The sequence below is a fragment of the Microvirga alba genome (assembly GCF_015694465.1).
Classification (GTDB): domain Bacteria; phylum Pseudomonadota; class Alphaproteobacteria; order Rhizobiales; family Beijerinckiaceae; genus Microvirga; species Microvirga alba.
The window spans coordinates 273,458-285,627 of record NZ_JADQDO010000001.1 but is presented as its reverse complement, the minus strand read 5'-3'; the positions used below and the strand labels follow the sequence as shown (position 1 = coordinate 285,627).

The 12,170-nt window shown below is 62.7% G+C and carries 9 protein-coding genes; 6 read left to right on the top strand and 3 right to left on the bottom strand.

Going from position 1 to position 12,170, the window contains the following annotated elements:
* Nucleotides 1–151: 151 nt before the first annotated feature.
* Nucleotides 152–1,456, top strand: coding sequence for a UDP-glucose dehydrogenase family protein (locus I2H38_RS01320; RefSeq protein ID WP_196269996.1), 1,305 nt, complete (start codon nucleotides 152–154; stop codon nucleotides 1,454–1,456).
* A gap of 89 nt (nucleotides 1,457–1,545) precedes the next feature.
* Nucleotides 1,546–1,782, top strand: coding sequence for an Lrp/AsnC ligand binding domain-containing protein (locus I2H38_RS01315; RefSeq protein WP_196269995.1), 237 nt, complete (start codon nucleotides 1,546–1,548; stop codon nucleotides 1,780–1,782).
* 77 nt (nucleotides 1,783–1,859) lie between these two features.
* On the opposite strand, the gene I2H38_RS01310 is transcribed toward I2H38_RS01315, so the two are convergent.
* The 3 genes from I2H38_RS01310 to I2H38_RS01300 all read right to left on the bottom strand — a co-directional run bounded on the left by I2H38_RS01310 (nucleotide 1,860) and on the right by I2H38_RS01300 (nucleotide 6,308).
* Complete coding sequence (locus I2H38_RS01310; RefSeq protein ID WP_196269994.1) at nucleotides 1,860–3,029, bottom strand: transglycosylase SLT domain-containing protein; 1,170 nt, start codon at nucleotides 3,027–3,029, stop codon at nucleotides 1,860–1,862.
* Between the two features lie 169 nt (nucleotides 3,030–3,198).
* Nucleotides 3,199–3,645 (bottom strand): Crp/Fnr family transcriptional regulator, encoded by a 447-nt coding sequence (locus I2H38_RS01305; protein WP_196269993.1) that lies wholly within the window; start codon nucleotides 3,643–3,645, stop codon nucleotides 3,199–3,201.
* On the bottom strand, nucleotides 3,642–6,308 hold the full coding sequence (locus I2H38_RS01300; protein ID WP_229426487.1) for an ABC transporter transmembrane domain-containing protein: 2,667 nt from the start codon (nucleotides 6,306–6,308) through the stop codon (nucleotides 3,642–3,644). Before I2H38_RS01300 ends, I2H38_RS01305 begins: the two co-directional genes overlap by 4 nt.
* A 213-nt stretch (nucleotides 6,309–6,521) precedes the next feature.
* On the opposite strand from I2H38_RS01300, the gene I2H38_RS01295 reads away from it, so the two are divergent.
* Genes I2H38_RS01295 through I2H38_RS01280 form a run of 4 tightly spaced genes read left to right on the top strand, consistent with a single transcriptional unit; the run spans nucleotide 6,522 to nucleotide 12,143 of the window.
* Nucleotides 6,522–7,799, top strand: a complete 1,278-nt coding sequence (locus I2H38_RS01295) for a glycosyltransferase family protein (protein ID WP_196269991.1) — start codon at nucleotides 6,522–6,524, stop codon at nucleotides 7,797–7,799.
* Between the two features lie 8 nt (nucleotides 7,800–7,807).
* A complete protein-coding gene (locus I2H38_RS01290) occupies nucleotides 7,808–9,082 on the top strand; it encodes a glycosyltransferase (protein ID WP_196269990.1) in 1,275 nt (424 codons plus the stop codon).
* Nucleotides 9,079–10,215: a glycosyltransferase family 4 protein gene (locus I2H38_RS01285; protein ID WP_324617325.1), complete on the top strand. Its 1,137-nt coding sequence runs from the start codon at nucleotides 9,079–9,081 to the stop codon at nucleotides 10,213–10,215. Before I2H38_RS01290 ends, I2H38_RS01285 begins: the two co-directional genes overlap by 4 nt.
* Nucleotides 10,212–12,143 (top strand): glycosyltransferase, encoded by a 1,932-nt coding sequence (locus I2H38_RS01280; RefSeq protein WP_196269989.1) that lies wholly within the window; start codon nucleotides 10,212–10,214, stop codon nucleotides 12,141–12,143. The genes I2H38_RS01285 and I2H38_RS01280 overlap by 4 nt, the downstream gene beginning before the upstream one ends.
* Nucleotides 12,144–12,170: the final 27 nt, after the last annotated feature.

Sequence of the window (12,170 nt, the reverse complement as noted above, 5' to 3'; positions counted from 1 at the left end):
GGCGGTGTTTTGTCCGCAGGCGGCCCGGAAGTCAAAGGGATCATTGTTTCAAAAAGGTCGCAGATGCCGTGTATCCGGGCTCTCAGGCTCCGGGTTGCAGCTTGGCCCTTGCCCCCTTAAACCCTGTTTCTAGTAAATCGGAGAGATCTTGATGCGTGTTGCGATGATTGGAGCGGGCTATGTGGGCCTCGTCTCCGGTGCCTGCTTCGCGGATTTCGGCCACGACGTCTGTTGCGTCGACAAGGACCCAGCCAAGATCGATGCCCTGAACCGGGGAGAAATTCCGATCTTCGAGCCGGGCCTGGCCGAACTCGTCGCCAAGAATGTGCGTGAGGGGCGCCTGACCTTCGCTGGCGACCTCTCGGATGCGGTGAAGAGCGCGGAAGCGGTGTTCATCGCCGTCGGCACGCCCTCTCGACGCGGCGACGGGCATGCGGATCTGACTTACGTCTATCAGGCAGCCCGAGACATCGCCGCCGCCATGGACGGCTATACGGTGGTGGTCACCAAATCGACCGTGCCGGTCGGCACCGGCGACGAGGTGGAGCGGATCATCCGTGAGACCCGTCCCGACGCGGATTTCGCCGTGGTTTCGAACCCGGAATTCCTGCGCGAAGGCGCGGCGATCACGGACTTCAAACGCCCCGACCGCATCGTCATCGGCACCGAGGACGAGCGTGCCAAGGGTGTCATGACGGAAATTTATCGCCCGCTCTATCTCAACCAGTCGCCCCTGCTCGCCATGTCGCGGCGCACGGCGGAATTGACGAAATACGCCGCCAACGCCTTTCTCGCCACCAAGATCACCTTCATCAACGAGATCGCCGATCTGTGCGAGCAGGTCGGCGCGAACGTGCAGGACGTGGCGCGCGGCATCGGCCTCGACAACCGCATCGGGTCGAAATTCCTTCACGCAGGTCCCGGCTATGGCGGCTCATGCTTTCCAAAAGACACGCTGGCCCTGATCAAGACGGCTCAGGACTACGAGGCCCCGATCCGCATCGTCGAGACGGTGGCCGCTGTGAACGCTCAACGTAAGCGCGCCATGGGCCGCAAGGTCGTGGCGGCCTGCGGCGGCTCGGTGCGCGGCAAGACGATCGCGGTTCTCGGGCTGACGTTCAAACCCAACACGGACGATATGCGGGACGCCCCCTCCATCGACGTGATCACGACCCTGCAGGACGCGGGGGCGAATATCCGCGCCTATGATCCCGAAGGCATGGAAGCCGCCAAGGCCGTGCTGACGAATGTGGACTACGCCAAGGATGCCTATGATTGTGCGCGCAACGCCGATGCGCTCGTCATCGTAACCGAATGGGACCTGTTCCGCGCGCTCGATCTGACCCGCCTGAAGGCGGCATTGGCCGAGCCCGTGGTCGTGGACCTGCGCAACGTCTACCGCCCGGACGAAATGCAGCGGCGCGGCTTTACTTATATGAGCGTCGGGCGGTTGTGAGTTCTGACCGGGAGCGATCGGCACACGAACTCTCTCGTGGCCTTAACTCCCGCCCTATTATTTAACACCAGCGAGATTTGGAGCGGCCCATGCAGACCTTCTTCGTCGAGATCAAATGCAAACTCGGCAAGACCTATAACGTGGCGAACATTCTCGCCGACCGTGAAATCGCGTCCGAGATTTACTCGACGGCCGGCAACTACGACATCCTGGCCAAGTTTCACGTGGATGACGGCGTCGATATCGGGCACTTCATCGCAGAGAATGTGCAGTCGATTTCCGACATCGCCGACACTCGCACGATCATCACGTTCAAGGCGTTCTAGAGCCCTTCCGATCGATTGAATCGGACACGGCATCTACCTCGCGGACCTGGTCCCTACATCTGCTGAGAGTGCCTGGATCACCGCACGACAGCGTTCGCCTGTTGCGTCCTCTCCGACATGCGCGACACCTCCGCGAGGTAAGGGCCTATATCTTCGTAGCGGTCCATCCGCCTGACGATCTTTGAATCGATCTTGTTGTAGAACTCGGCGACGCTGACAGCGCGTCGCTTTCGGCCCCGACCTTCCATGAACAAGCCGGTATTGGCCCTGGCCGCTTTGGGAAAGAGCTTCGACGCCTTCATGTTGGGGTCCTTGTCCAGGACCTCCAGGAACCGCACGGCGCTCCCCGCTCCCAGGAAGTGGGCAATGTAGAGTTCGGCCTCGGACAGCTCCCTCTCGCCCTGCGCCTGTAATGCGCGCTCCACATCCTTGATGAGTTCACCCGCCATGAGCGCGGAGAAATATGGATCGCAGCGCAGGCTCATGATCCATTCGCGGTTCTTTCTGTTGTCGACGACCGGGTCTCCATCAACCATGCGGATGGCTTCCGCCGCCGCCGAGAAACCGTAATCGCTGGCGTGGTTGAACACTGTCTCGAGCCAAGTGCTGTCGATAAACTGGAACAGGCCTTCGGCGGTCGAGGTCGGTGCCTTGGCCTCCGGCGAAAGGCTCGATTCCACGTCGGCGAGCGTCATCATGTAAACCGGGTCGACCCCCGTCACGCGGGCTGCTTTAAGTATGGAATGGACCAGCCACCGGGGCACATTCCGCCCGCTGAAGGGGATGATCTCATCGGGGTTTTCGACCGGATATTCCGCGACAACGGATGGCGCGACAGGCGTCGCCTGAGGCTGCTCGGGGCGCACAAACGCGGTTTCGAGGATCGCGCTGAAGAGCTCGGGATTGCTTGCGAGCGCGGGCGTATCATCCACGCGGACGTCGACATCTGGCAACGCCGGAGCCAACGGTCTCGCCATGAGCGCGCTGGGCAAGGTCGCGACCGCGGCGGGAGCCGCCGTCATCCCCTGAAATCCGATCATCAGGCCCGCCGCTGCGAGGAGACGGCACGTATGGCCGCGCGCCCATTTTCCAACGGGCCCGGCTCCCTCGTTCGATACACCTTCTTTCTGCAACCCGGCGCCGTCTTTGCCGGAAGAGACTTGGTGTCGCCCATAGCTCGTGCGCGCAACCTGGACAGGCTGCGGCAGCGTCGCGCCTTGCAGCGTGCTCGCATTGGTCGGCATCATTTTTTCCCACACGATCAGACCGGGCGGTCGGATCGTTCCCTTGTGTCTTTATGGACAAGGCTTGGCGGGAAGATGTGTCGAGAATCGGTCAGCTTGACCGTAAGGGGGAAGCGAAGCCAGCCTCGGGAACCGCTTAGCTTCCTCAGAAACCCTTATTTTTCAACAAAACTCAGGATGACGATTGTGCGACAAGCTGAGCATTTGTCTGCTCCAGGCGCTGCGCCAATTCCCGCATGACAGCCAGTGACATCTGCGGAAATTGCGCCAAAAGTTCGAGAAAAACCCGTTTGTCGATGCGCAAGGCGGTCGTTGGTTCGGCGGCCATGATGGTGGCGGAGCGCGGCGTATCGGACAGAATGCCCATCTCGCCCACAAGGGCGTTGCCTGAAAGTTCCGCCACCTGGATCTCGCCGTGGGGCGTGTTGAGCAGCACATTCGCCCGTCCGTCGAGGATCACGTAAGCCGCGTCGGAAGCATCGCCCTGCGAGAAGAAGCGCTGCCCGTCGGCGAACTGCACCCGCTCACTGGTGAAGGCGAGAAGCTTCAGACGGGCCGGATCGATATCCCGGAACATCGGCACCTGCCGCAAGGATTGAACCTCGGCCTCAAGGGTCATGCCACCTCTCCTGCTATCCGTGGTGCGGCCTCCGGCTTGGTGTTTCTCACCCCGGGAGCCGGACCGCCTCGTTCTTCTGTCGTAATCTGTCCGTCGCGAAATCGCATCAGAATATCGAAGTTATCGGCCTGTCGATCGTTCGGAAGCACCATGAACAGGCTTTGTTGTTCAAAAAGATCGATCAAAAGGTCAATCATCTGCTGGGAGCGCGTCTCATCGAAGGGCGCGAGCGCACCATCGATGACGAGGATGTCCGGCTTTTTGACCAGACAGCGGGCAAGATTGATGCTCGCGCGCTCCTGCGACGTCAGGAGGCGTCCGGCGGTACCGACCTGATGGTCGAGGCCGATCCGCTCGATGTCCTCCCGCAATCCGAGTTCGCGGACAACGGTTGAGATCGCCTCCGCGACACGCTGCCGGGCATTGGCGACGCGGTAGCTGACGCGGCCGAAAAGAAGATTGTCCCGCACGGGCGCGGCGGCGCAGACGCGCTCCTGATCATAGAACTCCACCCCCCTCACCTCGGCGTTTTCCAGTGTCTCCCGCACGAGGGCGCGAGCCCGTACCAGGCGGAGTTTCAGCTCGTCGTCGAGCAGCCCGAGACGATGCCTCGCCTCGATATAATCCAACGGCAGGGAGAGAAGCTTGGTCCGGTCTTCCCTGCCGAGGGCCTCCGTTCTCCTGCGACGTCGCAGGATGGCCTCGAAGTCGGGCAATTCGTCCGCCCCGATGAAGGAGAACTGCTCGAAAAGGGAGTGGCCCGGCGGCAGACCCTCGAAGATTTCGGTCATGGTCTCGGCGATCTGCAAACCCATCGAGACGAGATCGTCCGTCAGCCCGGCTCGATCGATCGCCCCGCTAAAATCACTGTTGGATGCAAGGCTGCGCCCCATGAATTCATCGGCGACCGGCACGCCGAACAGAAGGTTCTCGGCGATCGTCGCCTGGTCGTTATAGCGGTCCGGATCGAAGGGGACGACGAGATCCGCCATTCCGCTCGCCTGGAACGTTTCGCGCAAACGCCGGCGTGCCTCGACGATCCGCTCCGCCACGTGCGGATAGCGCTCGGGGTCGATCCAGCCCGCCAGGCCGAACAGGTAGATTTCGTTGCCCATGCCGATGCGATTCAGCAATTCGACCAGCACGTGATCCAGATGGTCCTCGTCCCTCACGCCGATCTGATCGTAATCGATCCATTGATCGGCGATGTCGTCGAGCGGATTTCCCGTCCGGATGGCCTCGGCGATCCGGCGATCGGCTTTACGCCTGGCGTCCTCGGCATTCTGGACCGGCCGTGCGCGCAGGCCATAAATGAGATTCTCTCGGATACTGCCGGGAAAGAGGATCGGGTCGAGACCCGCATAGGCGATCCGACGGCCAGCGATGGACGTCGGAAGCTGCATCAGATCGCGATTGCCGATGCGGATCTGCCCGCCGAAGCCGGGCATGCGCCGAGCGATGATCCGCGCCATGACGCTCGCGGCTGCGCCCCCGTTGGCGATCATGGCGACATGAACAGGGAGTTCCAGGCGGAACGAGGCTCCATCCAGAACCATGCCGCCATGAGGGTCCGTCACCCGGAGGCCTTCCGCCACAAGCAGCCCGGTAAGCGGCTCGTCCTGGACTTCGGCAAGGCGCGCCTCGATCAGCGGGGCTAGCCGCTCGTCGGCGAAGTGTTGGGTGACCTGGTCGTATTTCACCTGCACGTCGAGACGCTGTTGATCCCAGTCGATCAACTCCTTCAAGGGCGGCGGCAACTCGCGATATGCGCTGATGACGGCCACGAGCTGACCGATATCGAGCGTGCCGCGCAACGCGAAATAGCCGCCGACCGCGTAGAAGAAGAACGGAGTCAGCTGGGACAGGAAATTGTTGAGGAATTTGACGACGAATTTGCGGTTGTAGATCCGGACGCGCAGATCGTAGAGCGTGAAAAGCCGGTTGCCGATCTCGGCCCGCTCCCAGTCATAGGCGTTGTGCACATGCACAACCTCGATGCCGTCGAGAACCTCGCCGACGCGCCCCGCCAACTCGCGGGAGGCCAGCTGGCGCTCCTTGCCGAGGACAAGCAGTTCACGCCGCAGCCGAGGGATGATGATCAGTTGAATCGCCACCACGGCGAGCGCCATCAGTCCGAGCCAGACATTCTGCACCATGATGAAGAACAGGGCGGTCAAGGCCTGCATGCTGAGGAAGACCGGGGTGATGAAGGCATCCCCGATAAACCCTCCGATCGGCTCCACCTCATCCTTGATGATGGTGGCGGTCTCGGACGACTTCACCGTGCGCAGGGCGTCCGGCGTGAAACGCAGCACCATCGTGAAGAGGTCGAAGCGCAGGCGGCGCAGCATCCGCTCGCCCAGCACGCCCTTGGCGACGTTGATCCAGTATTTGAACGCGCCATTGATGATGACGAAAAGCAGGAAAAGGCAGGACAGCCCGAGGAGCAGGCCGACACGACTGAGTTGAAAACCTTCGAAGAGAGGGGTCGAGCCCCCACCGAGCCAGTCCGGCCAATGCCAGGTCAGCTTCAGGAATGGCGCGGTGGCGTTTCCGTCCTTGAAAGCCTCACCCTGGATCGCCTGGTTCACAATCTGGCGAGGCAGGTCGAGCGACAGGAAATAGAACGGCTGCGAGGCAAGAACCACTGCGCAGACGATCATTTGGTCGCGTTTCGAATGCGTCCAGATGTACCGAAAAAGACTTTTTTCCATCAGCGGGACGATACCATCTTCACTCTCATGGACGATACCTCTTTCCGTTTGGGAAGGCCGCCTTAATTTGAAGGCGGGGGCTATTGCAACGGTAGAGATCGGTGCCCTAAGTCAATTGACCTAACGTCAACAGATACCTCCTACCTGCTAAGGGACGCCCGCATGGCAGACCTGGTCATGGACTTCAAGACCGACGCCGCCCCCAGAAAGGCTGCGGCCGGGCGCTACGACGGCGCGAGAGTCCTTATTTACAGTCACGATACCTTCGGGCTCGGGCATCTACGCCGGTCTCGGGCGATCGCGAACGCGATCGTCGAGGACGGCTCGAATGCCTCCATCGTGATCATCTCGGGCTCGCCGGTCATCGGAAATTTCGAGTTCGGCAGCGGGGTCGACTACATTCGCATTCCCGGCGTGACGAAGCTGCCGGATGGCGACTATCGCAGCCTGAACCTCAATGTGGACCTGGAGGAAGCGGTCGGCCTGCGCCAGGACCTGATTCTGCAGGCCGTCAAATCGTTCCGGCCCGATGTCTTCATCGTCGACAAGGAGCCGACGGGCTTCCGCGGCGAGGTTTTGCCCGCCCTCGACTATCTCCATGGCTCCCATTGCCGCCTTGTCCTGGGCATCCGCGACGTCATGGACGAACCCGCCCTCCTGGTTCCGGAGTGGGAGCGCAAGGACGCCAAGGAAGCTTTGATTCGCTATTATGACGAGATCTGGGTCTACGGCCTCAAGGACGTCTATCAGCCCCTCGCCGCCCTGGACCTTCCGCCCCATGTCGAGCGGCGCATCACCTACACCGGGTATCTGCGCCGGGAAATGCCCGCAACCCCGTCCCTGACACGCTATCCGAAGATCACGAGGCAGCCCTTCATTCTCGTGACCACCGGCGGCGGTGGTGACGGGGACGATCTGATCGATTGGGTGATTTCGGCATACGAGGCCGACAAGGCCTTGGACATGCCGTCGTTGATCCTGTTCGGTCCCTTCATTGACCGGGACAAGCGACGCTCCTTCATGGAGCGCATAAACCGGCAATCGAAACTCGACGCTCTGTCCTTCGACAACAAGATCGAACTGCTGATGCAGAAGGCGGAGGCCATCGTGGCCATGGGCGGCTACAACACGTTTTGCGAAGCCCTGTCTTTCGACAAGCGCACCCTGATCGTGCCGCGCACCCGCCCCCGGCTGGAGCAGTATATCCGCGCCGTAGAAGCGCAGCGGCTCGGTCTCGTCCGGATGCTGAGCGACTACAACGAACCGCGCACGCCCGAGCGCATGGCGGCGGCACTCCGGAGCCTGTCCTCGCAGCCACGGCCGTCAGAAGTGGTGATCCCCGGCCTCCTCGACGGTCTTGACCAGGTGCAGGCGCGGCTTATGGCTTTGATTGAGCCGAACCACACCCATGTCCCCGCCTTTCATCAGGCGGCCGAGTAACATTCAGGATGCACCCTTCGAGCGAAGCCCGACGGATCGCCGTCGTTGTAAAAGGATATCCGCGCCTATCCGAGACGTTCATCGTCCAGGAAATTCTCGCGCTCGAAGAGCGTGGCCTGGAGCTTGAGATCTGGTCTCTCCGTCATCCGACGGAGCGGGCCGTGCATCCCATGAACCGGAAGATCAAGGCGCCCGTCACCTATCTGCCCGAGTATCTCTACGAGGAGCCCCTGCGCGTGCTCCGCGGGGCGTTCTGGAGCCTGAAGCAACCCCGCTTCGGAGCCTTGACGCGCGCTTTCTGGAGAGACCTGCGGCGTGACTTCACAGCTAACCGGGTCCGGCGTTTGGGGCAGGCTTTCGTCATGGCCCGCGAGATGCCGGCCGAGGTCGGGCATCTGCATGTGCATTATCTCCACACGCCCGCTTCCGTCGTCCGCTACGCGGCTCTCCTGACGGGCAGGCCATGGACCTTCTCCGCCCACGCCAAGGACATCTGGACCACACCGGATTGGGAAAAGCGCGAAAAGCTCGCGGAGGCCCGCTGGGGTGTGACCTGCACGGCGCAGGGCGCGGAGAACCTCAAGGCATTGAGCCCCTCGCCCGATCACGTCTCTCTGGTCTATCACGGGCTCGACCTTTCCCGCTTTCCCGCGCCGCCGGAGGCTCACTCCGCGCGCGATGGCTCGAACCCCGCCGATCCCGTCCGCATCGTCTCGGTCGGGCGAGCCGTGGCGAAGAAGGGCTTCGACGACCTGATCAAGGCGCTCGCCGCACTTCCTCCGGGCCTGCATTGGCGCTTCGCCCATGTGGGCGGCGGGGAGCTGATGAACGTGTTGAAGGCGCAGGCACAGCACGCCGGCATCGCCGACAAGGTGGCGTTTCTGGGCGCGAAAGCGCAACCCGACATCATCGCGCTGCTGCGCGAGGCCGATATGTTCGTCCTCCCTTCCAAGAAGGCCGCGTCCGGCGACCGGGACGGGTTGCCGAACGTCCTCATGGAGGCGGCAAGCCAAAAGCTTCCGCTGGTCGCGACGGATTTTGCCGGCATTCCCGAATTCATCCGCGACGGCATTGAGGGACAACTCGTTCCGCCGGGGGATTGGGAAGCGCTCTCGAACACGCTGAACCTCCTGACCCGCGACCCTGAACGGCGCCAAGCCCTCGGAACAGCTGCCTTCGAGCGTCTGCGGCACGACTTCTCCATGGAGGGAGGCATCGATGATCTCGAAAGGCGGCTCCGAGCCGCGATCGAAATCAGCGTGAGAGAGCCGGTGCCCGCGTGAACATCTCAAGGCCCGTCGCGTTCTACGCACCCTTGAAGAGCCCGGACTCCCCCTCCCCTTCGGGCGACCGCACCATGGCGCGCCTGCTGATGAAGGCGCTGGATCAGGCGGGCTTTCCTCCCGTCCTCTCCAGCGACCTGCGCACCCTCGACAAGGCGGGAGACCCGGCGGCCCAGGAGCGGATCAGAGAGCAATCGCTTGAGATCGCGTCAGGCCTGATCACGCGATACCGCGACCTCCCGAAGGATCGGCGGCCGCGCCTCTGGTTCACCTACCACGTCTATTATAAAGCGCCGGACTGGATCGGCCCTCGCGTCGCCGACGCCCTGCACATTCCCTATGTCATCGCGGAAGGATCAAGAGCAGCAAAGCGCGCTGACGGCCCCTGGTCTTTCGCTCATCAGGGGGCCGAAGCAGCCCTTGACCGCGCCGACGCGATCTTCGTCATGACGGCGCTCGACCGCGAGGCGCTGGACGCGGCGAGACCGTCCCATCAGGCCCTCTTCGACCTGCCGCCTTTTCTCGACGCGCGGGAGTGGCCGCAAGTGCCTACGCAGCCTCCTCGCAATCATGCAGAGCCGCGTCTCCTCGCCGTCGCCATGATGCGTGAGGGCGACAAGCTTGCCTCGTACCGGACCCTCGCGGCCTCACTCGAAAACCTGCGCCTCCAACCCTGGACGCTCGACATCGTCGGGGACGGCGCGGCGCAAGGCGAAGTCACACGGTTGTTTGCGCCATTCGGCCAGCGTGTACGCTTTCACGGACAGGTCGAGAGCAAGGCGCGGTTGCGCGAGCTTTACGAACAAGCGGATCTCTTTGTCTGGCCCGCTGTCAACGAAGCCTACGGAATGGTCCTGCTGGAAGCCCAACTCTTCGGATGCCCGGTTGTGGCGGGAGCCTATGGCGGCGTCGCGAGCGTGGTCGAGGATGGGGAGACCGGGCTGCTGACGACGCCACCTGGAGACGCCAACGCCTTTTCCGATGCGGTGAGGACGCTCCTCCTGGACCACGACAGGAGACGGCGCCTCGGCTCCGCCGCTCGTCGCTTTGTTGTGGAGGAGCGTAGTCTGGAGCAGGCCTCTGTGCGGCTGCGCACGGCGCTCGTCTCGATCCTGTCGAAGATTGAAGCATGAGCATGCGCGTCCTGATCGCCGTCACGCATCTTCTCGGGGCTGGCCATCTGACCCGAGCCGCCGCCTTGGCGAGGGCCTTCGCGAAAGCGGGGCATGCGATCACGCTCGTCTCCGGCGGAAGCCGGATACAGCTGATTGCACTTGATGGCGTCTCATTCGTTCAGCTGCCGCCCGTGAAAACCGTCGGCACGGACTTCAGGGCGCTATTGGACGAAAGCGGCGCGCCAATCGATGAAAAGCGCCTGACCGAACGCCGCGATCTTCTGCTCAAGACCTTTCACGCCACCCGACCAGACATTCTCATCACCGAGCTTTTCCCCTTCGGCCGCCGCGTGCTCGCGAACGAATTCGGCGCGCTCGTCGATGAAGCGCGTCGCCAGTCTCCCCCTCCGCTCGTCTTGTGTTCGATCCGCGATATTCTCGTCGCCCCGACAAAGCCCGAACGGGTTGCCGAGATTCATGCGCGGCTTATTCGGGATTACGATGCCGTGCTTGTCCATGGCGACCCGAGGCTCGCTCCGCTGGAGGCGTCCTGGCCCGTGGACGATGAGATCCGCCCCCTGCTGCGATATACCGGCTATGTGGACGAGAACGACGCGCCTGTCCCCGACGATGCGCGAAACGGCATCGTCGTCTCGGGAGGCTCGAGCGCCGCGAGTCTTCCGCTCTATCGCGCGAGCATCGAGGCGGCGCGCCTCATCCCGGACAGGTCCTGGCGCATCCTGATCGGACCGGGTGTCGCGGAGACGGATGTTCAATCGCTTCGGGCGGGAGCCCCCCCCCACGCAAGCGTGGAACGAGCGCGGCCTGATTTTCGCGCTCTGTTATCCAAAGCCAAGCTTTCGGTCAGTCAGGCGGGCTACAACACGGTCGTCGACATCCTCCGCGCCGGTGTGAGGCCGGTGCTTGTGCCATTCGAAGCGGGCCACGAGACGGAGCAACGTCTGCGCGCCGAGCGCCTCAAGGCCATCGGCCTTGCCGAAATCATCCCCGAAGACATCCTGTCGCCGGGGCGCCTCGCCGAAGCCGTCCGCGGGGGGCTTGCGCGCGTCTCGTCGGAGGCTCCCGATCTGTCCCTCGACGGGGCGCGGCAAAGCGTCGCCATCGTCGAGGGTATCGACCTCGCTGCGCCAGCGCGACAACGGACCTTCGACTGGTCGCAGCTTTCGCAGGCGATCAATCGCGCGAAGGATAGGGGTTGCCCCATCGGTTTCTGGTGGCGAGATGACGACGCGGTGGCGCATACACCCGCGCTGGAACGCCTTCTCGGCCTCGCTCGTCGGTATGACGCCGGAATGGCGCTCGCCGCGATCCCGCAAGCCCTGAACCCCTCTCTCGTCCAGCGTCTGGAAACTGAAGGCAATGTCTTCGCGCTCGTCCACGGGGCGAGCCACGCCAATTACGCGCCGAAGGGCGAGAAGAAGGCCGAGTTCGGCGATCATCGTCCCGTCGAGGCCATGGCCGACGAGGCTGGACAGGCATTGCAGACCGCAAAGGCGGCCCTGGGCGACAAGCTGCTACCCGTTTTCGTGCCGCCCTGGAACCGGATTTCAACCGGGTTGGTGCCCTTCCTGCCTCGCAAAGGCTATCAGGCCCTTTCAACCTTCAAGGATCGGGACACGCCGCACCCGACCAAAAATCTGCTTCAGATCAACACCCATATCGACCCGATCGATTGGCATGGCTCGCGCAGCCTCGTTGAGCCCGAAAGGACCGTCGCCAGACTCGCGGAGGCGGTTGACCGACGCGTCGAGGGAACGGCGGACAGGAACGAGCCGATCGGCGTCCTGACCCATCATCTCATCCACGACGACGCGATCTGGTCGTTCTGCGAGCGGCTGATGGCCTATTTCGCCGCAAGCGGCATCCATTTCTTGCGGATAGACGAGTTGTTTCGTAACCCAGACAGGATCACGGTTGGGACCTGACGCGTTATGCTCAAGGCCATTGGAGGA

What these genes read in the sequence shown, in the direction of transcription:
- I2H38_RS01290 (WP_196269990.1), top strand. Translation starts at nt 7,808, where the DNA reads ATGCACCCTTCGAGCGAAGCCCGACGGATCGCCGTCGTTGTAAAAGGA.
- I2H38_RS01310 (WP_196269994.1), bottom strand. Translation starts at nt 3,029, where the DNA reads ATGATGCCGACCAATGCGAGCACGCTGCAAGGCGCGACGCTGCCGCAG.
- I2H38_RS01305 (WP_196269993.1), bottom strand. Translation starts at nt 3,645, where the DNA reads ATGACCCTTGAGGCCGAGGTTCAATCCTTGCGGCAGGTGCCGATGTTC.
- I2H38_RS01320 (WP_196269996.1), top strand. Translation starts at nt 152, where the DNA reads ATGCGTGTTGCGATGATTGGAGCGGGCTATGTGGGCCTCGTCTCCGGT.
- I2H38_RS01315 (WP_196269995.1), top strand. Translation starts at nt 1,546, where the DNA reads ATGCAGACCTTCTTCGTCGAGATCAAATGCAAACTCGGCAAGACCTAT.
- I2H38_RS01300 (WP_229426487.1), bottom strand. Translation starts at nt 6,308, where the DNA reads ATGATCGTCTGCGCAGTGGTTCTTGCCTCGCAGCCGTTCTATTTCCTG.
- I2H38_RS01280 (WP_196269989.1), top strand. Translation starts at nt 10,212, where the DNA reads ATGAGCATGCGCGTCCTGATCGCCGTCACGCATCTTCTCGGGGCTGGC.
- I2H38_RS01295 (WP_196269991.1), top strand. Translation starts at nt 6,522, where the DNA reads ATGGCAGACCTGGTCATGGACTTCAAGACCGACGCCGCCCCCAGAAAG.